19 protein-coding genes are annotated in these 20,527 nt (G+C 41.9%); 5 read left to right on the forward strand and 14 right to left on the reverse strand.

Annotated features, from left to right (window positions below; translation table 11 throughout):
• Window positions 1-291: 291 nt before the first annotated feature.
• The 3 genes from ACP7BU_RS09020 to ACP7BU_RS09030 form a co-directional block, all read right to left on the reverse strand.
• On the reverse strand, window positions 292-561 hold the full coding sequence (locus ACP7BU_RS09020; protein WP_005263233.1) for a hypothetical protein: 270 nt from the start codon (window positions 559-561) through the stop codon (window positions 292-294).
• 209 nt (window positions 562-770) lie between these two features.
• Window positions 771-1,130 carry a hypothetical protein gene (locus ACP7BU_RS09025; RefSeq protein WP_425879812.1) on the reverse strand — a complete coding sequence of 120 codons (360 nt, stop codon included), beginning with the start codon at window positions 1,128-1,130 and terminating at the stop codon, window positions 771-773.
• Window positions 1,131-1,242: 112 nt separating this feature from the next.
• Complete coding sequence (locus ACP7BU_RS09030; RefSeq protein WP_005106641.1) at window positions 1,243-1,677, reverse strand: I78 family peptidase inhibitor; 435 nt, start codon at window positions 1,675-1,677, stop codon at window positions 1,243-1,245.
• A 350-nt stretch (window positions 1,678-2,027) separates the two neighbouring features.
• Between ACP7BU_RS09030 and xseA the strand changes: the two genes are divergently transcribed.
• Both xseA and xseB read left to right on the forward strand, forming a co-directional pair.
• Complete coding sequence (gene xseA / locus ACP7BU_RS09035) at window positions 2,028-3,299, forward strand: exodeoxyribonuclease VII large subunit (protein WP_425879813.1); 1,272 nt, start codon at window positions 2,028-2,030, stop codon at window positions 3,297-3,299.
• Window positions 3,289-3,483 (forward strand): exodeoxyribonuclease VII small subunit, encoded by a 195-nt coding sequence (gene xseB, locus ACP7BU_RS09040; protein ID WP_005103445.1) that lies wholly within the window; start codon window positions 3,289-3,291, stop codon window positions 3,481-3,483. The genes xseA and xseB overlap by 11 nt, the downstream gene beginning before the upstream one ends.
• Before the next feature lie 228 nt (window positions 3,484-3,711).
• Here xseB and ACP7BU_RS09045 read toward each other — a convergent pair whose 3' ends face one another.
• The 7 genes from ACP7BU_RS09045 to ACP7BU_RS09075 all read right to left on the reverse strand — a co-directional run bounded on the left by ACP7BU_RS09045 (window position 3,712) and on the right by ACP7BU_RS09075 (window position 13,737).
• Window positions 3,712-3,912 (reverse strand): hypothetical protein, encoded by a 201-nt coding sequence (locus ACP7BU_RS09045; RefSeq protein WP_005103446.1) that lies wholly within the window; start codon window positions 3,910-3,912, stop codon window positions 3,712-3,714.
• A gap of 653 nt (window positions 3,913-4,565) precedes the next feature.
• The gene (locus ACP7BU_RS09050) at window positions 4,566-4,853 is read right to left on the reverse strand and encodes a hypothetical protein (protein ID WP_425879814.1); all 288 of its coding nucleotides are present in this window, start codon (window positions 4,851-4,853) and stop codon (window positions 4,566-4,568) included.
• Between the two features lie 158 nt (window positions 4,854-5,011).
• A complete protein-coding gene (locus ACP7BU_RS09055; RefSeq protein ID WP_425879815.1) occupies window positions 5,012-5,152 on the reverse strand; it encodes a hypothetical protein in 141 nt (46 codons plus the stop codon).
• Between the two features lie 161 nt (window positions 5,153-5,313).
• A complete protein-coding gene (locus ACP7BU_RS09060) occupies window positions 5,314-5,583 on the reverse strand; it encodes a hypothetical protein (protein ID WP_005263238.1) in 270 nt (89 codons plus the stop codon).
• Between the two features lie 308 nt (window positions 5,584-5,891).
• Window positions 5,892-6,095 (reverse strand): hypothetical protein, encoded by a 204-nt coding sequence (locus ACP7BU_RS09065; RefSeq protein ID WP_005103450.1) that lies wholly within the window; start codon window positions 6,093-6,095, stop codon window positions 5,892-5,894.
• Window positions 6,096-6,424: 329 nt separating this feature from the next.
• Complete coding sequence (locus tag ACP7BU_RS09070) at window positions 6,425-10,945, reverse strand: translocation/assembly module TamB domain-containing protein (protein WP_425879816.1); 4,521 nt, start codon at window positions 10,943-10,945, stop codon at window positions 6,425-6,427.
• Window positions 10,946-10,980: 35 nt separating this feature from the next.
• The gene (locus tag ACP7BU_RS09075; RefSeq protein WP_425879817.1) at window positions 10,981-13,737 is read right to left on the reverse strand and encodes an autotransporter assembly complex protein TamA; all 2,757 of its coding nucleotides are present in this window, start codon (window positions 13,735-13,737) and stop codon (window positions 10,981-10,983) included.
• A 174-nt stretch (window positions 13,738-13,911) separates the two neighbouring features.
• Here ACP7BU_RS09075 and ACP7BU_RS09080 point away from each other — a divergent pair, with 174 nt between their 5' ends.
• The gene (locus ACP7BU_RS09080; protein WP_425879818.1) at window positions 13,912-15,231 is read left to right on the forward strand and encodes an MFS transporter; all 1,320 of its coding nucleotides are present in this window, start codon (window positions 13,912-13,914) and stop codon (window positions 15,229-15,231) included.
• A 3-nt stretch (window positions 15,232-15,234) separates the two neighbouring features.
• Complete coding sequence (gene coq7 / locus ACP7BU_RS09085; RefSeq protein ID WP_005247248.1) at window positions 15,235-15,870, forward strand: 2-polyprenyl-3-methyl-6-methoxy-1,4-benzoquinone monooxygenase; 636 nt, start codon at window positions 15,235-15,237, stop codon at window positions 15,868-15,870.
• Between the two features lie 146 nt (window positions 15,871-16,016).
• On the opposite strand, the gene ACP7BU_RS09090 is transcribed toward coq7, so the two are convergent.
• On the reverse strand, window positions 16,017-16,718 hold the full coding sequence (locus ACP7BU_RS09090) for a DUF1003 domain-containing protein (protein WP_253144584.1): 702 nt from the start codon (window positions 16,716-16,718) through the stop codon (window positions 16,017-16,019).
• Window positions 16,719-17,000: 282 nt separating this feature from the next.
• On the opposite strand from ACP7BU_RS09090, the gene ACP7BU_RS09095 reads away from it, so the two are divergent.
• The gene (locus ACP7BU_RS09095; RefSeq protein WP_005097209.1) at window positions 17,001-17,702 is read left to right on the forward strand and encodes a VIT1/CCC1 transporter family protein; all 702 of its coding nucleotides are present in this window, start codon (window positions 17,001-17,003) and stop codon (window positions 17,700-17,702) included.
• 592 nt (window positions 17,703-18,294) lie between these two features.
• Here the strand turns inward: ACP7BU_RS09095 and ACP7BU_RS09100 are convergent.
• The 3 genes from ACP7BU_RS09100 to ACP7BU_RS09110 form a co-directional block, all read right to left on the reverse strand.
• Window positions 18,295-18,732 carry a 2-amino-4-hydroxy-6-hydroxymethyldihydropteridine diphosphokinase gene (locus tag ACP7BU_RS09100; RefSeq protein WP_222112201.1) on the reverse strand — a complete coding sequence of 146 codons (438 nt, stop codon included), beginning with the start codon at window positions 18,730-18,732 and terminating at the stop codon, window positions 18,295-18,297.
• Window positions 18,689-19,069 (reverse strand): dihydroneopterin aldolase, encoded by a 381-nt coding sequence (gene folB / locus ACP7BU_RS09105; RefSeq protein ID WP_004278766.1) that lies wholly within the window; start codon window positions 19,067-19,069, stop codon window positions 18,689-18,691. Before folB ends, ACP7BU_RS09100 begins: the two co-directional genes overlap by 44 nt.
• A 136-nt stretch (window positions 19,070-19,205) precedes the next feature.
• Window positions 19,206-20,504, reverse strand: coding sequence for an ABC1 kinase family protein (locus ACP7BU_RS09110; protein ID WP_004278767.1), 1,299 nt, complete (start codon window positions 20,502-20,504; stop codon window positions 19,206-19,208).
• Window positions 20,505-20,527 lie beyond the last annotated feature (23 nt).

A 20,527-nucleotide genomic window follows, 5' to 3' on the forward strand; every position in this document is an offset into this window, starting at 1 on the left:
ATTCCTCTTTTTTAAAAAATTACTTATGAATTCCTGCTTATTCCAAGCTTCATAAATAATATGGACTCCGAAATTTTACTAAATTTCCAGTTAAAAGTTAATGCAACTCAAGTGTTTCTTCGTGATGCTCGTTATTTTATAACTAAATGATGCTCTTAATGATTATTCCATAATCAGTTACAGCTTACACCACACGAAACAAGCCCATGAATAGGCCCTTTTAACTGAATTTAATGCATAAAAAAGGCAACCCTGATGTTGCCTGATTTGACGTTAAAAAGATACTCCACCTTAGTGTACAGTGGTCGAGTTTAAATACTGCTGATATGAGTCTCGGCAGCCTTGGAATTTCACCACGCATTCATCTTCATAGGTGGTACTGTGATTATTGCTAGCAAAGGAAATATCAATCTGATAAAGCTTTTTATCTTGTTCTAGCATCTTCTTTAAAACGACTTTGTCACCAACGCTGAGTACATAGCGACTGCCGCCAATAATGACCACACCTTCTTCATCTTCCAGCAGTAGATCAGAATGATGCAAATATCTTACGACTTCCATATTGTGCTACTCCTCGGTTAATTGGAGTTAAATTCATTATTCAATATAAAGATAAGTATTTCTATATTTTAGATTTAGAAATTGTCACAAAGTGTACATTTTGCTTAGGCTATTTTTATTATTTAGTCTTTTGAAGATGCTTATATTTAAATATGTTTAATGGGAAATATGGGTTGGATAATTTTATCCAAATATAAAAAAACCGTTCCTTAGAACGGTTTGTAATCAGGTAATTCGTCATGCGGTGTCACAATACACTTTGCAGTAAATTCAGCGCGGACTTTTTCACGGGCTGCTTTTACATCTGCCTTAATCTCTTCGGCTGGAATCGCATAGACTTCATCAATAATATTCAGGATAAAACCTTTGGTGGTTTCGTCGTCGATCTTGTTGGCATGCACGATTGCTTTTTCTTTCTCAATCGCATTCTGACGATCCAGCATAATGGTACGCGCCGCATTTCCTACACTTCGACAATAACCTTGCCACTGCTCTTCAGGGGTTAAGGGTTTCTTCTCGGCACAACCGGCCAGCGCCAGCATAAACGATAAAGCCAATAACTTTTTCATGAATTTCTCCTTCCGAGGGGCAATATAAAAGATCGGGGAAGATTTGTCATTTCAAAATGCGAGTTGTATGGAATTAAAAAAGCCCACTAATGGGCTTTTTCATTTTGTGTAATTAACCACATGAAGCCTGGATAATCTTTTTGCTTGTAGGATCCACCGTTACAGTCACTCGTTCTTCACGATAATCCATCGTCACCGCTTGACCCGGTTCAACCATACGTACAATTTGTGCCTTGGTTTTCTGCTTGATTTGCGCTTCAGTCAAATTGGACTGACCCACCAATGCCGCTGCCTGATCAGCAATACATTTAGGTTGATTCATGTGCAGTAATTCCCACTCCTCGACCACCTGACCATTCTTTAAATGGCAATATCCGACCTGACCATTGCTTTCAGTACGAATCTCAAGCTTGCCACCCTGATTGACACAATAAGCGCTTGCAGGATTCGCTGAACCTGTTTTAGGAGCATCCGTCTCAGATTGCGGCGTAGTGGTACATGCGCTTAGAGCGAGAGCCAGTAAACCGAACAGCATTGTTTTTTTCATGAGAGCCTATTCTTCTTCAATAATTCTTCACCAATTTAGCATATTTCCTTGTCCTTGCCAGACACAAGTCTGTGTACATTTTTAACCGTGCTTTTTCATTAAAAATTAGAAATAAGACCTTTGTGAATTAAGGACTTCAACACTATAAATTCTCTCAATGAACAAGACAAACAGAAGATAAGAACCTCTACAAAATACGAAAATGCCGAATGAATCGCCTAGACCAAGTGATTATGCATTTCAATAGCATTGCATTGTCATTACATCATTCAAATATGACTTCACTTTTAGATTTGTGATCTGTGCTGGATTGATTTAATATTTGATTGAATTTTAAACTTTCTATTGGCATGACAGACGATCCTCAACTCTCCCTCAAGGAATATCTTGCTACAGTTCAGGAAGTGGTCAAACTCACTTTCGATACACCGGTATGGGTTAAAGCCGAGATTCGTAATCTAAGTATTAAAGCCGGCCATTATTATCTGGAGCTGGCAGAAAAAGAAGCCGACAGTGATCAGGTCATCGCCAGTTGCCGAGCGACTATCTGGAAATTCAGTGCCCAGAAAATTGTCACGCAGTTTGAACGTGAAAGCGGAATTGAGCTGAGTCGTGATTTGAAAGTGCTGATTAAAGTCAAAGCTAATTTCGATCCGCAGTATGGTTTTTCTTTAAATATCGTTGAAATTGACTCAGGCTATACTCTGGGAGATATTGCCCGGCGTTATCAGCAGATTGTTGAGCGGTTGACGACTGAAGGACTGATTCAGCGCAATAGAAACTTGCCCAGCCCTTTTGACCTGAACCGGATTCTGGTGATTGCTCCCGAAAATGCAGCAGGCCTGGGAGATTTTAAAAAAGATGCCGATGCACTGCAGCGTGCGCAGGTGTGTGAGTTTATCTATCACAGTGCGACTTTTCAGGGAAATACCGCCCCGCAAAGTATTATGTACAGTCTGGCACAAGCGCTCAAACAATGGGCACAGACTTATAATACCGCACCGGATCTGATTGTGATTATACGAGGTGGTGGCGCAGTCAATGATCTGGCTTATTTGAATGATTATGATCTGGCTGCCCTGCTCTGTAAACGTTCGGTACCGGTCTGGGTCGGCATCGGGCATGAAAAAGACCGTACCATTCTGGATGAGATTGCGCATCGCTCCTTTGATACTCCGAGTAAAGCCATTGCCGGAATCCGCAATCATATCTTTGAACTAACCCAGGATGTCCTGAATTATCTACAGCGCATTCAGCGTTTATCCCAGCAACAGATTCAGGCTTATCAAAATCAGAATGATCAATTTTTGAAACTGATTCAAAGTCTGGCCAACAACCAGATTATGGATGCGCTGCAACGTCTGCAACAGATCAAGGCCAATACTACCAGTCTGGCCCAGCAGCATACCCAGCTGATTAATCAGCAGCTTGATGCCCTGATGCGGGAAACGCTACTACAAAATCCTAAACATGTTTTATCCAAGGGTTATGCCATCGTGCGCCAGCAAGAACATGTGGTTGCCTCTATTCAACAGATTCAGTCCAGCGATCTGGTTGAAGTCGAATTACATGACGGCATTTTTTCAGCACAACTTATACAGGTACTTCCTCATGAATCATGATACTTTGAGCTTCCAACAAGGCTATGACATCTTGAAAAAGAATGCGGAATTGCTCGAATCTCAGCAAGAACCGGATATTGATAACTTGATGAAAATCGTGGAAGAATCCATGACCGCCTATAAAGCTTGCAAGGCACGGGTTGAAGCGGTTCAAACTGCGTTAAATGATACTTTTAAAGATTAATTGGATGTCATTTCAAATATTAGCTTAGACTATTCTGCTAGATTGAGTTGACATAAAAGCTCTCATTCATGGGGGCTTTTTTATTAAGTGAAAAAAATCATTTCAATGACTATTTAAATTTTCTAGATGGGGATTTTGATCAATCCGCTCAATTCTAAATGGGAAATATTGTATTTTCATTCTCATCCACCAGACGATAAAAAGCCCAATATTGAATTGGGCTTTTTATTACTCTTCAATTTCTATAGGATCACCGTCTTCAGGGCGAATATGACGTGTCCCATCATCCGCAGGATCAACACTAGAACCATCTTTGGTAATAGCATTGTACATTTCATCCTCTTTCTTATCATCGATAAATTCTTCATCTTCGAAATCTTGAGGCTCACTATCGTCGTCAAAGTTCAAAGGCTTTTCTTCATTTATCATGGCGATCCATCACTTATTTAACCAATAAAATATCATGCTCAAATATTTGAAAGATTCATTCAAGAGTCAACGATGATCATTTGTGTAACTGAATAAACACAATAGTCATTGGAACATTACTTTTCTATCGACAAAAAAATGCCTCCTTAGGGAAGGAGGCTGAAATTGGAAAGAAACTACAGCGATAGAATCTATTCATGAATTATATATAAACTTATAATTTATACATTAGCATAATATTACATTAATTTTTCAATTAAAAAGCCCGCTTACTCTTTCAAATAAGCGGGCTAGTGCTGTAGTCATTTTCTTCGTATTATTTGCGTCTTCTTGTTTTCGCAAAATGACTATAGCACTGTGAATTTATCAATAAAGTATAGGGAGTATTAATAAACTGTTCTCTTACATTTGCTTTAAGTTACTTTTCGTTCAATAAGCTGTACATATTAAAAAAGCCCACCTTTAGATGGGCCTTTCCCTTTATCACTTTTGCGCTGATTCAGGTATGTTGTCAAAGTGAGCAACGACTAGAGAATAAGCAAGCTATTGATAAAAATATATAAATACACCATTAACATATAAAAAAATTATAGTTTTATAAAAAATAACTATACTTGTTGAAGTAATTGGCGATTTTAGCTTTCAACGACACTTTATAGCTGACTTAATTTACTAGACATATAAGTTAAAAATAACGTCTTATCCTGAAAATCAGGCATTTCAAACACCCAAAAAATGTAATTTTTAGATCTCAATTTAAGTTTCACATTCACAGCCTTTACTTGAATCATTACATCCTCATGCTGCATTTCTGCGAATAATTCTAAAATCAGGGCAAAGAATCTCAGTTTGTTGACTGTGTTGTATTTTGTTGGTTTATATATTCTCAAGGCTTCAGAATATATAAGCTCGCACCATTCATTTCCATCTTCATCATCCATTAGCTCTCATTTAATTATTTAAAATAGATCACGAGGTAGGTTTATAACATGATGGCTATAATTAAACTGCTTTTAATCTGAATATTAAAATTATAAATTTTTAGAAAATAAAAAAGCCCATCATCCGATGAGCCTTTTTGGGAAATATATCGTGAAGACTACGCTGCAAATTCTTGCAGTACAAATCGTTTTACACTTTCATCAAAGTCAGGTTTTGAAAGAGCAAGCTTGCCATTTTTCATAGTTTTATAACAATAACTCGCTGCTACTCCCATACCCATCAAAGTCAACAACTTCATTGCTCACCTCTTTATTCGGAAGATTTGAATACAAAGTTATCATTCAAATTTGTAGTTTTCCAACTCAGTTTCGATTGTTTTCTGTACTACATGTTAATGAATGTATGAATAATAAATAAATGAAAACCTGCCGCATGATGCGTTTGCTTAAAGTCTTTCAACTAGTGATTAATTTGTGTATCTATCCAGTTAAGGAAATTTTCCTTATTACTGAATTCTGGCATAGACCCTAAATTTATAGTCTCTTTGGCCCCAAATTTTCCAGCGACAGTATTCGGTGCTTGAACTCTGAAATCCAGAGGATCACTTTCATGAAGAGTTCTAAAATATTCTACTGCTTTATCAAATTCACTTTTATCCTTAAAACCTGGTCGTTCCTTTAAAAAGTCATAAACTTGTTCTAGAGCTGGTAGATAATTATTTTTAGGCATTCTGTTTTCTCTAAAATGATGAGTTTTATGATGAAGACCTATTTTGAATGAATAATGATAAGAATATTCCCTTATTTCTTAGAGTTTATGTAAATCATGATGATTTGAGAGTGAAATCCAAATTCTGGAGTAACCTGATAAAAAATGAGCGTAAACATACACTCATTTTTACTACATTTTCTAATGCATGCTTAACTGGCTCGCATTGCTTTAAAATAAGGTCTATTTTATTGAACAAAGTGCAAATGTCGGCTGCTCTATCAGTAAAGATCAGATGCACTTTAAATGCGCCAGTTTAAGGTTCAAGCCTAATTAACGCTATGAATATCAAGTTCATCATTGGTGGTCAATACAACAGAAGCCAAAATTGGAATGCCCAAAATGAAAGGTACAGCGAAAATCCATAGAACTACGGTTACATCCGATTTAAAGAAAAATTGAATAGCTAATGCAGTCAAAATAAGTACAGAAAATAGAATCGCAGCAAAACGGATGATAAATTTAGTCGACATGCGAAGATGCTCTTATGCGTGAAATCGTATTTTCAATATACACCTATTTTTATTATGGTTTTATTGATTTTCAGTCTGTTATTGCATATTTTAATTGATTTTCTATATGTGATAGCTGAATTATACGATGATCAGTTTTCTTCACCCTGAAGTCTCATCCTAAATTCTTTCTCTACTCGTAACTCTATTGTCATATATGTATAGAGATTGAATTTAGAGATCAATGCTTCTGCTGACTATGACATCAATCTACTTTATAGCTAATAAAATCTTTGTGCTGTCTCCCAATAAAAGAGCCCTAAAATTTTAGGGCTTTTTTATTGCTTAAATTAGAAGCGCCAATTATAGAACAAGTCAATCGCACGTTCTAAAGACTGACTCGCTTCCAGATACAAGCGCTGATTTACCTGATAGCGTAAAGTGAGCTTATTCACCGGTGTAAATACCCCGACTCCATAACGGAGATATAAATCAGGCGTAATATAACCAGTCACAGAAACCTGAGTATCATCTCCTGTACCTTGAGCATCCAGAGCTAGACCAGTTAAGCCAAAACTGCGCCCGATCTGGTTGGTCAGTGCGCGGGTGCTACCCAAGCCCAAACTAATCCCCGCAGCAGCGATCGTATTATTCACATCGGATCTAAATCCTTCAGCCTGGCTTAAACCAGATACACCCTCATTAACACGACCGGTAATCAAGGCATTCAAGGCTTCCTGTTCTGACAAGCCCGCATCATTATAAATCTGAATACTTGGACTCGATGCCGTCCCTGTTACCCGTACCCCGACCGTACTACCCTGAACCGATTTATTGGCATCAATGTCCAGCGTCGGATTGGTAAGTTCACCATTAAAACGCGCGATAGCACGATTCAGGTCCAGACTTTGGCCATAGGCTTCGATTTTCACTCGTTGTGACACCCCGATTGCACCATTGGCACGCATTGCAGTTTCCAGACCACGCTGTGACAGATTGACTCGACCCAATAGCGGAATACGACTGTCAAAGCCCTGGAAGATGACCTGATTCCCTAAAGAAACAGCTACATCTGCCCGGATATCCCAAGGACGTGCCGACTTCAAGATCGCCAGCTGATCATCACCTTCATGTACGACACGTACATCTGAAGATAAACCGACTACAGGTTCTGAGGCTTCAGGCATTGAAATCAGCGCACGCGGTACATCGACTGTGCCACTCAGACTCAGTTTTTTATTAAATGGATACATGTCCAAAGTCAAATCAGGTGTCACTACAGCGGTAATTAATGGGGCCTGACGAATCAGCAGATTATCACCTTGCAGTTTTAACTGCACTCGCGGATCACCTTTCCAGTCGACCGATCCGGTTAATTTACCCACACCACGACCACTGTTAAATGCGCCATTGATACTGGCAGAATTCTGACGTATGGATGAATACAGTTGTACATTGGTCAGATTCACCGGCAAGGAGATCATGCTAATCGAAGCATCTTTAACCCGAACCTCACCTTCAAGCAAAGGATCTGTTAAAGTTCCGCTAATTTTTCCGGCATAAGATAATATCCCGTCCAGATTACGGATGTCCTGAATAAATGGCTTAAAGACCTTGAGCTGTACCTGGTTAAAGGCTATTTCACCACGCATCGGTTTACTGTCACGATATGGATCAATGATGACATTGGCATAGCCGGTTCCGATATCTGGTGTTTTGACATCCAGACGAAGCTGCAAGCCATCTGCCACACTTTTTGCGACCAACCCGACTTCATCATATTTGAGTGTAGAGCCCAAATAATCTGGATCTTCGGAAGATAAGCCCACCACACCATTACGCGTCACCAGACGTGCATCGATTTTAGGTTTAGCGCCTTGCGCCCAGGCAGCCTTGGCATAACCATTGACTTTCCCTGTTAACGCCAATCCATCAGGCAGGAATGCACTGAAGTCTTCCAGATCAAGGTTTTGGGTAACAAAAGAGGCACTGCCACGGGTTTTATTAACCCGAATCGGCTGATCAAAACACAACTGGCTTTGCTGACTCATCCAGCAATGAGCACCAACAAACAGATCCGATTGAGCACTGTTATAAATCACTGCTGCATTTTGACGCTGCACCAGACGAGCACGTAAAGAGTCGAAATCACCTTTTTGAATCTGACCCAGCCAGTTATTTTGGGCATTAAAGCCACCGGCGAGCTGCACAAAGAATTTTGACAGGCGGTTTTCTGCCTGCACTTTGAGAATGTGCGCAGCACGGGTACCGGCCAATGATATCTCACCGCGTACAATCTCGCGTGAACCGCTACGCAGGCGATCCATTGTCGCGGTCAATAAGGTTGGTGTGCTTTGCGATGTTGGCAACTGTCCGCGAACACGAACTTTCTGCACGCTAAACAGGTTTTTAAAAGCAAAATTATCGATAGATAGATTAGCTGAAGCCTGCAATCGTGGCTGCGCCTGCATATTGATATAGCCCTGCGCACGACCTCTTAAGCCCGGATACAATTCAAACAGGGCCGGCGCATTCACTTTTAGTTGGAGGTTTTGTGCATTACCGGTCGCCTGAATCTGGTTGCTGGCATAAGACAGGAACAGGTTATTGGCTTCAAACTGCTGTGGTACAAAACCGCGCTGGTTTGAATTGATGATGACCGATAAATTACCCTTGCCACGTACCGGTTTGTTATTCAGCATACCGGCCAGATTCAAGCGTTGAATCTGAATGCGTTTTAAGGCATCTGACCACACCCCTTGGGTTTGCACATTGCCTGACAATTCACCTTTCAGTTTGGCATTAAAATATTGCGGCTTAAAGCGGATTAAGGATGCGTTGATATCCCAGCCAATGCCATTCGCCAGATTGACCAGACCGTTGGCATTAATCTTGCCAGCCACACCATCATGACGAAATTCATTTATCTTCAACATTTCTGGTGTGCCTGAAACGCGCAGTTTCAGCATACCCTGACTGGCTTTAAGCTGGCTGGCATTTAAAGCACCATCATAATTGACTGCATAACCTTTAAAACCACCACCCGCTTTTTCATTATGGAATAACAAGGCAATGGTGCTGTTTCCGGTCAAACGTACGGTTTCATTTTGCTCCGCTAGTCGTCCGGTCAGGTCGACACTATTCAGTTTAATAATCTGCTGATTCGGTTGCGCATAACCATTGGCTTTAACCTGGCCATTCAAACGATCTACCGGTGAAGCTGCGGCAATACTTTGAGTATTCAAATTTTTGGCATTTAATACCGCGGTCCATTTTAACTGACGTTTTTCCTGTGGCAGTTCAATCCGTGCATTGCCGCTTAAGCTGCCTGCTGCATTGGCGCTGTAATTAAAGCTTGGGACATTCAGGATATTTTTGTTCAGATTGAGCTTGGCTTGGTACATACCTGCAGGCAGAAGTCCTTCTTCATGCTGCTCGACTTTAGTGGCCACATGAATATTCTGCTGACCTTCAACCAATGCCAATTTAACATCGCCAGACTCACTGCTGAGCCAGCCCACATAAGGTACGGCGCGATCAATATTTTTCCAGGCAACATCCAGCAGCATCGGCTGCGCTTTATTGTCTTTGACCGGGTTTTGATCCAACTTCAGCTTCCAGCTTTCATAACGGTCGAAATCAACCAGTCCAGTAAGGTGCAGGCCATTTTCCAGGTTACCCGCAGAAGCAATATTGGCATCCAGACTTGGCGGCAAGAAATCTTGTACGACTTGCGGAATACGCTCATGTTTAGGATCAATCCCGTTCAAACGCCCAGCCAGATCCCAACTGACCCGATCTTTCCAGCCCACTGTCCCGGCAAGGGTGACTGCGCCTTTCATCAACTGACCATTTAGGTCGGTAATATTCAGCTGATTGACCAGATCGGTATACATCACCGCACTATACTGACCTTGTGGAATATTTTCCCCGATCAGGTCAGTCTGGACGTTCAGGCCCAGACGCTTGATATCACCATTAAACTCGGCAATACCGTCTTTGGTAAACAGTTTCTGTTCGGCCAGAATAGGCCAGTGGTAATCCTTGAACTTCAACTCGCCGCGCATCGGTACCTGAGGACGCATTGGATGCACGATAACCCAACCGGTTAATAAATCAGGCGTATTGGTTGCTACGCCAGCCTGAATCGTGTCTAGCGTTCCACGTGCCCGCACCTGAATATCATGAATATTCAAGCTGTCTCTTAAGGAAGGTAGATTGACGATGCCCGTGGCATCTAGAGGATATTTGCCTTCAAACTGCATTTTACCCGTAGCTTCACGTACCGACAGATAGCCCATGTCCATACGGGAATCTTCAAAATTTAATTCGGTGCCGGACCAGAGTGCCTCATTTAATTCGATATTATAAAAATCGACTGCATTGGTCTGGGTTTTAATCACCAGATGATCCAGCAGTAAATGGTCAACGCGCAAAATAAAAGGCAAACGGATGGCATTAAACTTGAACGGTTCGCCTGTTGAAGGTCGCTTGTTAATAATTTGCAGATTAAGGACATCGGCTTCAGTCAGATGAATTTCTTTTTTGACAATCGCGCGCCAACCAAGTTTTACATCAGCACGATCAATTTTGACATCGACCGGTTTCAGGCTGACCAGCACATTTTTAAGAATAATCCCGCGCCATAAATTACCGCCTTCATATTCATATTGAATAATTTGCTGGCGTTCTAGCACTTGATCCAGCAGGAATTTACTGCCTTGATTGGTCGAAAATAGTAGAGCCAGCACAGACAGCAGAAAAATCAGCGAAAAAAGCACCGATAATAGGATGCTTCTGAATATACGGCGCTTTTTCGGCACAACGCTATCTTGTGGTTCTTGTTCTGGCTGTGGTTGGTTCTCGACCATGATCTACCCAAATAACTATTTTTTAAAATGATGTTTTATAACTGCGATCCAATAAAGAAATGTAAACGAATCGGATAATTGTCATCAGACAGTCCAGTCGCAACATCTATACGTATTGGCCCAATCGGTGAAGCCCAACGCACACCCACACCCGCGCCATATTCGGTCGGATTACTGAATTCTTTATTATAGGCATTTCCGGCATCTGCAAAGACCGCAGCACGCCAGCCTTCCTTAAACTGATAATTATATTCTAATGAAGCCACGCCCAAGGCCTGCCCGCCCACTTTAAAGCCGTCAATTTCCGGAGAAAGGCTCTTGTAGTCAAAACCGCGGATACTCTGGTCACCACCGGTGAAATATCTCAGGTTATACGGTACTTTGGCAAAATCTTGAGTAAAAATATAACCCGCGTCGGCACGCCCAACAAACTGATGGTCTGCATTTTCACCCAATGAATAGATAAAACGCCAGCCCGCATTCACAATGGCCATATCTGCATCAGAGAGTAAAGCCTCACTGCCCAGTTCAATCTTATAGGTCTGTTTGAAGCCTTTGGTTGGGTTGACCCGACGATCGCTCTCGGTACGTGAGACTTCATAACCGACTAATAGGGATTGCTGCTCATCTTCGGTATTAAAGCGAAAAGCTTCAGGAATCTGGTTAAAATCGACAGAACCATCCTGCTTCAAACGATCCAGACGATAACGTGCGCCAAAAGTCCGCTGCCAGCTACCACGTGGATTCTTGATAATCCGGTCTGCACCTAAGACTGCAGATTCAATCAACAGGCCTTCACCCTGTGCGACGCCTTCACGCTCTTCACGCTCATAACCACCCACAATACTGACATAGTCATTCAGCGGATGGTTATAAGGAATATTATAACGTCCATCAATCGACTGACGAATGCCTGATAGCTCCATGTTGGCATCAAACGAATGTCCGCGCTTGTTCACAATGGCGCGGCGATATTGACCACGTAAACGGATATCGGTATCTGTGCCATAACCCAGACCCACTTCAGCACTGTTTAAACGGTCTGCATTTAAAGTCACAATCACTGGAATCTTTTTCTCTTCCCGTGCCTGTACTTTTAAACGATCCTGTTCATTCTCTTTGGTTTGCTGCTCAACCCGCAAAGTTCTTAAATTTGCGCTTTCCTGATCGCGGCTACCGGCAAACTGGTCTTCATCTACGACATTCTGGGTCACTTCCTGAGAAGAGGATACCGAGCGAGCTGGTTGCATCGTAGCAGCCTGATCTTCACTCCGTTTCTGTTCTTCAATCAGGCTTTGAATATCGGGTGCAAGTTCCAGCTCTTTATCAAGCGGATCAGGGCGAATCGCATCTACCAGTGTATAATTGAAATAGCGTGAGTTGGTTAGGTTGTTGGCCAGGCTATTCACCCGCCAGAAGGTATAATCTGCACCCTCTGTCCAGGGAACCAGACTTTCCAGTACGTCACGGTCCAGCGGAAATTCCTTTTCAGGATCACTCATTCTGAACTCGACATTACCCAGCTTGTAACGTTCGCCGGTTTCAAAACGCAGGTTCACATCGGCGGTATTTTGTGGCTGGGCAATCTTTACATCATGCAGACGCCAGAATGAATCAAAATAACCATTGTTATTGGCTGCAGTAGTAATCCGTGTTTTGGTTTTTTCATAATTGCCATGATTGAAAATATCGCCTTCTTCCTGTTCAGGCAAAAGACTAATGACCTGGAATTGTGGCTGTTCGGCGCCCTCTCCAGTAAATTCAATATTTTGAGTGCTGATCAGGACAGGTTCATTCGGGGTCACAGAAACCCGAACCCGACTGTCAGAGATTTTTTCAAACCTGAACTGGGCATTATAATAGCCCACCGCCTGCGCTGCCTGTCTGGACAAGGTGCGTAATTGCGGCAATGCCGAATTAAAGTCGCCAAAAGACTCCTGGGTAAAACTGGATAATTTGGCTTTGACATTATTTCTTAAATTCAGATGGCCTTCAGGTACATCTTTACGATTCAGCATACCGTTGCTTTGTGCAACACCTTGCCCATTCATGATCACTACATCGGCACTAATGCGAGGAACTCTTGCGGTCATGATCTGACGTGGAGGACGTATTTTATAAAATAGTCGTTTGAACAGATTTGGACGTTTATCATCCTCAGCGACAAGCTGACCTGGCACTTCTGGCAAGGTCAATCCGGCTTCATTATTTTGTACAATAATCTGGCTGTCTGCCTGAATCGATTGCATTAACTGATCGACATTAACCGGCGCCTGATTGATTTCCAGCAGTTCTTGCTGGCTGATATCGGCCACCACCGTTTCGCTGGTCTGAGTATTGCGATAGTTTTGTGCTTCCTGTTTGGCTTGCTCGGCTACCTGGTAAATTTCATTCGCCATGTTCTGATCAATAGTCTGTACTGGCAGATCTTCCAGATCATCAAACTCGATCGGCGTAAATTCACCCAGACCAGATCCTGCATTTTGCTGTTGTTCCAGCATCAACATGCTGTCAACTGGTACTTCCGGATCCAAGGCTTCTTCAATTTTTTCTTCCGCTTCCGTTTTGGACGTGGCCACACCCTGACGAATCGCTTCTTTGGATAGCTCGTCCACCATTTCTGCCTGAGAAATGGCCACGGGTGTTTCGGGCTGTTCAGTTTGTGCCATGCTCTGATGGGATAACATCATAAAAAATATGCTCATACACAGCTGCATACCACTATGCTGTGGTATGAGAGGCCCCATACTGCGATTTAGCATCGTTTTTTTAAAATTTTTCTTTGCAGGCATAGCAAACTCTAAACGAATACATTCTTTAATTGATTATTTGACCGAAAAATATAAGCTAAGGAGCTTAATTAATTGGTTTTTACCTTTACATGGCTGAAAGTATCTTACATGATTTTTCTCAATGTTTACGCATAACTGACATTTCTTAATAAAACTTAATGTAGCACGGCCTATATGAACAAAAATGAACATTTGTTAGCTTCTCGGCGCTTTTTACCGATGTTTCTGACGCAGTTTTTTGGTGCATTAAACGATAATGTATTTAAACAGGCGTTACTGCTGGTGATCACTTATGGCTGGATTCAACAGCAATCGGCCAGCATCAGCACATTGAATAATCTGGCGGCTTTACTATTTATTTTGCCTTATTTTATTTTTTCAGCCACTGCCGGTCAGATTGCCGATAAATATGAACGTTCACAGCTGATTCGCTATCTCAAGCTTCTGGAAATTGTCATTATGTTGCTAGGAACGATCGGTTTCCTGCTCGGTAATTTATGGATTCTGTTATTTGCTTTATTCCTGATGGGAACCCAGTCCACGTTCTTTGGCCCGATCAAATACGCGATTTTACCGGAAGTGCTGAAACCCAATGAACTGATGTCCGGCAATGCCCTGTTTCAGTCCGGAACTTCTCTGGCAATCCTATTCGGTATGATTCTGGGCGGTGCAGTCATTGCAGCTTCCGCTGGCAACCTCATCTGGATCAGTTTAACCGTGATCAGCATCGCCTTGATTGGCTATGTATCCTGCCGTTATATCCTCAAGCAAAGTATTCCCGCGCCTGAGCTGCAAGTTGACTGGAACTTTTTTCGTACCAGTTTGCAAACCTTGAAATATGCCAAAGGCCTGCCTTTAGTATTTACCATTTTACTGGGCAATTCATGGTACTGGTTTTATGGTGCCACCTATCTGACTCAGATTCCACAGCTGACACTACAAAATCTGCATGCCTCGGAAAATGTCGCCAGTCTGTTGCTAACTTTCTTTTCTGTCGGAATCGGACTAGGTTCTTTCCTGTGCCGTAAAATTGGCGGCAGCCAGGTCAATATTAAAATGGTGCCTTTTGGTGCAATCGGTCTTGTGATCTTTGCCCTGTATCTGGCCGCGAGTCTGGCTTTTGTTCCGGAACGTACAGGTGCATTAATCGGTCTAGCAGAAGTTTTTCAGCAGGGCTGGAGCTATTATCATGTGATGCTAGCAGTGACCTTACTCGGGGTGAGTGGCGGTTTTTATATTGTACCGCTGTATGCCATGATGCAGGCGCATTCTCCTCGCTCACATCGTGCGCGTGTGGTTGCAGCAAATAACATTCTGAATGCCGTTTTCATGGTATCTTCTGCTATATTCTCGATTATTATTTTGAGTGTTTTAGAGCTTGATCTTAAAATACTTTTTTGTATTACCGCAGTATTAAGTGGCCTGTTTACCCTATGGCTACTTTACCGGCTGAAACCAATGATCAAAACTGCAAAAGCGCCCTTGGAGGATTAATTCATGCGTCAATATACAGGTCTCGATAAACTGATTCACTCTTTTGACCAGGCATTACGCAGTCTAGTCCCGGGCACGACTTCGGCCCAACGTGAAAATCCGGCCCAACCGGTAGAAACACAATTAACGGTCAGTGATGCACGTCATGTAGCAGGTTTAATGCGGGTCAATCATAGTGGTGAGGTTTGCGCACAGGCACTGTACCATGGTCAGGCGATGACGGCTAAACTCCCGAATGTACGTCGTGAAATGGAACAGGCAGCGATTGAAGAACAGGATCATCTGGCCTGGTGTGAAGACCGCTTAAAAGAACTGGATAGCCATACCAGCCTACTCAATCCGGTCTGGTACGGTCTTTCCTTTGGTATGGGCGCGATTGCCGGAATCGCAGGTGACAAATACAGCTTGGGTTTTGTGGCTGAAACAGAACGTCAGGTCAGCATGCATTTACAGCATCATATTAGCCAGTTGCCACCGCAGGATGAACGTTCTCGTCGTATTCTAGAACAGATGAATGAAGATGAACTGCATCATCGGGATACAGCGTTAAATGCTGGCGGTGTAGATTTACCCGTTCCAGTTAAGATCGCCATGACAGGCATTTCCAAGTTGATGACCAAAACCAGTTATTTTATTTAAATAAGACGGTTTTAGTTTGAGCCCACTCATTTGTGGGCTTTTTAATATGGGTCAAATCTTGAGCGAGATAATAACAACTCAAGGCATATGGCGATCTTATTACTTATAAGCTCTATAAAATAATAGAGATTCCCCCACAGCATCCTTTAATCTTTTTTGCTCATTTCAGAAAGCAGGTCCAGCTGGATTTCCTGAATTTGCGCCAGCCGTTCCCATTGATGTAGCAGCAGATGATCTAATTTTTCATGCAAGTGTTGGATTTCCAGCTCGGCTTTTAAATTGATCTGATAATCATTTTGCGAACGTAAGCGGTCTTTTGCTTCCTGTCTGTTCTGGCTCATCATAATAATAGGTGCCTGAATCGCCGCAAGACAGGATAGGATTAAATTCAACAGAATAAAAGGATAAGGATCAGCAGGTCGTGTCACCATCACCACAGTATTTATCGTAATCCACAGGCCCAAGAAGATTGCAAAACAAATCAAAAAGGTCCAGCTTCCACCAAAAGTTGCAATTTTATCGGCGAGCCTTTCTCCCAAGGTCCACTTTTGCTCTAAGGTCGTTTCCACATTTTTGGTAATCAGTTCATGCTGATGCATGCTATCAATCACTTCAAACTCAAGATCAGTCACTTCACCCTTTTCCGAACTTAATAATGAATGTACATACTGTATACGGTACTGGGTTAAATCTGCCTGGCAAATATAATCTTGCGGTGTCCAGCCTGGAATATCTTTGGCAATCTCTTCGGTAATGACTTGTCTGACTGTTCCCATCGGGGTGAGATTTTTCAGAAGAAAGTGCTTGCCGCATACCAAGCATTTATGGCTTTCATGTTTTTCTTTCATGATAATTCTCTTTTTAAACCAACTCACTCAGCTATTATTTTGTTCGATATGTTTGATTTGCTTTAGTCATTTTTACCATTCGTAAATCAATTATGTATCAAGTGCGTCTGATTTCTTGAACTTATGAATCTCACTTCGATTTTATCTTGGATTGATAAAATGCTCAGCCAAGCGCACGATGAGCTGATCATTCAAGATAATTTTCAGATCGATTCAATCCTACTATCTATACATGACTTAAATTTAATATAATCATGATGATAATAAAAAAGGGGCTTCATTGTGCGCCATTCATACCATCTTGAAAAACATTATATCGAACGCGCGGGTTGGCTTCGTGCAGCTGTACTGGGGGCAAATGACGGGATTATTTCGGTCACCAGTCTGGTGGTGGGTATTGCAGCCAGTGGAGCATCTACAGAAATTTTATTGGTGACCTGTGTTGCCGGATTGATTTCTGGAGCCGCATCAATGGCGGCCGGTGAATATATTTCGGTTAAATCCCAGCAAGACATTGAAACCAATGATCTACTCATGGAAGAGCGCGAACTACAACGCCATCCCACGCATGAGTTAAATGAGCTCAAAACGATTTATATACAACGAGGTCTGGAACCTGCTTTGGCACAACAGGTCGCTGAACAGCTGACCGACCATAATGCCTTGGATGCCCATGCCCGGGATGAAATTGGTATTTCAGCACATACCTCTGCCCAACCCTTTCTCGCTGCATTTTCTTCGGCCATGGCCTTTACGGTAGGTTCATTATTTCCTTTAATTTCAATTATGATTTTACCGGAACACTATCTGGATAAAGGCGTCATGCTGATTGGCGTTTTAAGCCTGGGGATGATGGGTGCACTGGCAAGCTATGCCGGTGGAGTAAGCGTCTGGAGAGGTGCAGTTCGGGTGATGCTCTGGGGAATTATCGCCATGTTATTCAGTGCATGGATCGGATCATTATTTAATGTGTCTGTTGCCTAAATATGTGTTTATTTTTTAGCTAGACAAAGAATAGGATTGAGCGGCTCTTGTATTAACATCACTGAAAAATGTTTTTTCAAAAACTAGCCGCTCTAACAAAACTTGAGTTTAATTAATATATGTTCGGTTTTAATTTAGATATTTAAAACCTAAGATCTATGCATGAGAGGTATTGTTATGGAAACTACGGTTATTCTTGCCATCTTGGCGATCATTATCATATTGCTGATCATTTTTTATAACAAGAAAAAGTGAAAGAGCGATGAGGCATTTTTACTGCTTTGAGGGTTTTTACTGATCTTAAAATAAATTCCAGAGCTTTAAATCAATCAAATATTAATTTCCCGTCGGAAAACCATGAAATCCCCATTGGATCACATAAAGAATCCCAAGGATTAAAATCACCGAAACCAAGATTTCTAATATTTTCATTTTTAAATGAGCTCTATACTTAAGCACCTCATCTTATCTGAATTTTTCTTTTCATCTAAAACAAAAAATTGAATCATAAAAAAGCCTGATCTTGTTTGATCAGGTTGGTTAATCATTCTTACTGGATAAAATTTATGAGCAAAAAATTAGGTGATTTGATTTAAATCAGCTGTTCAACTGTTGGGAAGCTATGTGATCCATGTTCGAACATGGCATCATGCCAGATATCAAACATGGGCACTTTCACATCCAAAGCCAAAGGCAATTTTTTTTCATTAAACTGCATATGTTGAAGATCGGATCCCCAGGCAATCAAATCAACATCCAAAGTAATCTGATGTGATGGACGTACTCGCCCTGATGCCTGTTCCAGCTGTTTGAGCAGCTCAATCAGGTCTTCACTAGACACCGAACTTCGCAATAAACACGCTGCATTCCAGTAATCTGCGCCGATGCCATCACGGCAAGGAATCATATAAATGGGAGAAAACTGAACTTCTCCCCATTCAGAAATACGTTGCTGTGCAGCTTGAAAGTGTTGCTGAGGATGACAATTACTCGCTAATGCTAGGGCGAAAATCGTTTCGGTGGCGTTCAAGACGTATCCCTACAGAATTGGCTTGCGCGATAATGGCAGGCTTACGGATCGTAATATTAATCGATTCAATTGCTGTAAAGGTAGTAAAAAGTGCATTCAGCACTAACTTTGCTGCATGTTCAATCAATTCAGGCTTGGCGTCTTGAATGACTTTACTGGAAATCTCACAAATTTCTGCATAATTCAACGTATCTGCAAGTGCATCTGAGTTTGATGCCTGTTCCAAATCGGTTTGAATGATCAAATCCAGCATTAAAGGCTGAATAATTTGACGCTCCCAGTTAAAGCAGCCAACGACTGTCTCAACTTTTAAACCTTCAATAATAATGGCGTCCATTGGATTGCTCGAGAATATGATATTTACAACTAATCTCCCTAAATCCCTCTTTTATAAAGAGGGACTTTTATCGCTTCTACTTTATCAAGCAATGAGACACTCCTCCCTTTAGAAAGGGAGGTCGGGAGGGATTAAATTAATGCTTTAACAGCAGATTAGGATCCATGCTTTGCACCATTTGCAAACGCTGATCGGCATAGATATCGGTATACGGCGCCAGAATTCGCATAAAACGGTCGAAATACAACATTTGTTTGAATAGCAAGGCAAAGTCGCGCGGGAACCGGATCCCGTGACGTTCACCCACAGCCACCATATCCATCATGATATCGTTCAGGTCAGCAGGATTAGACGTTAACAATTCCTGTGGATCTGCCATCAACACGCCACTAAATAAACGTTCCAGATCAGCAGCCAAAACTTTGGTATCAATCTGCACAGCGGTCATGCCCATTTTCAGCATGTTTTGTGCCATCAGCTCATAATTGGTATGTTGCAATGAATCCATGAATGCCATACATGCCGTCCATACCTCAGGCTTGAGCTGACCAACGATACCGAAATCAATAAAACCGACACGGCCATCTTCGAGCAGCATCAGGTTGCCTGCATGCAGATCGGCATGGAAACTGTTACACATCATCAAGCTTCCGAACCAGGTATTCATCGCAGTGATGAGTACTTGAGATGGATCTTTGGATACTTTTTTGACCACTTCAAAATCTGTCAAAGGCACACCGTATAAACGCTGCATGGTGAGCACACGACGGGTCGAATATTGATGATAAACCTTCGGCGCAGTGGCTGCCTGATTGTTGGTGATATTCAGGTAATTAACGAAATCATCCAGATTCTGGGCTTCTTCAATGAAATCAACTTCACGTACCATACGGGTTTTGATTTCTTCGACAATGTCAGCCAGTGAAGCAAACTTGACTTTAGGGACTGCTTTTTCCAGTAACTTGGTTGCCCAATGTAGGACGTTCAAGTCAGTGTACAAAATGGTCTCTACACCCGGTTTTTGTACCTTAATCACCACATCTTCGCCAGACACCAATTTGGCCGCATGCACCTGTGCAATAGATGCAGAGGCTAATGGGGTTTCGTCAATTGATGCAAAGATTTCATCCAGATTACGTCCTGCAAATTCAGAAGCCAACACTTGCTGAATATAGCTAAACGGCAAGCGTGGTGTCTGATCCAGACAACCCTGAAATTCTTCAACGTATTCACGTGGAAACAGCGACGGTGTGCTGGCAATAAACTGACCCAGCTTGATATAAGTTGAACCTAAGGATTCAAAAGTTTCACGCATCAGTTTGGCATTGCTCGGCTTTTCAGTAGCATATTTAAAGCCCGCCTTTGCCGCAACGACTGCTGTTTCTCCCATACGGGCAACTGAACGTATTCCATCTAACCAGATATTGTTTTTCATAATGTCTTAGGAAAAATTAATTA

The organism is Acinetobacter sp. 40AMC3-4 (assembly GCF_049898185.1).
GTDB lineage: Bacteria > Pseudomonadota > Gammaproteobacteria > Pseudomonadales > Moraxellaceae > Acinetobacter.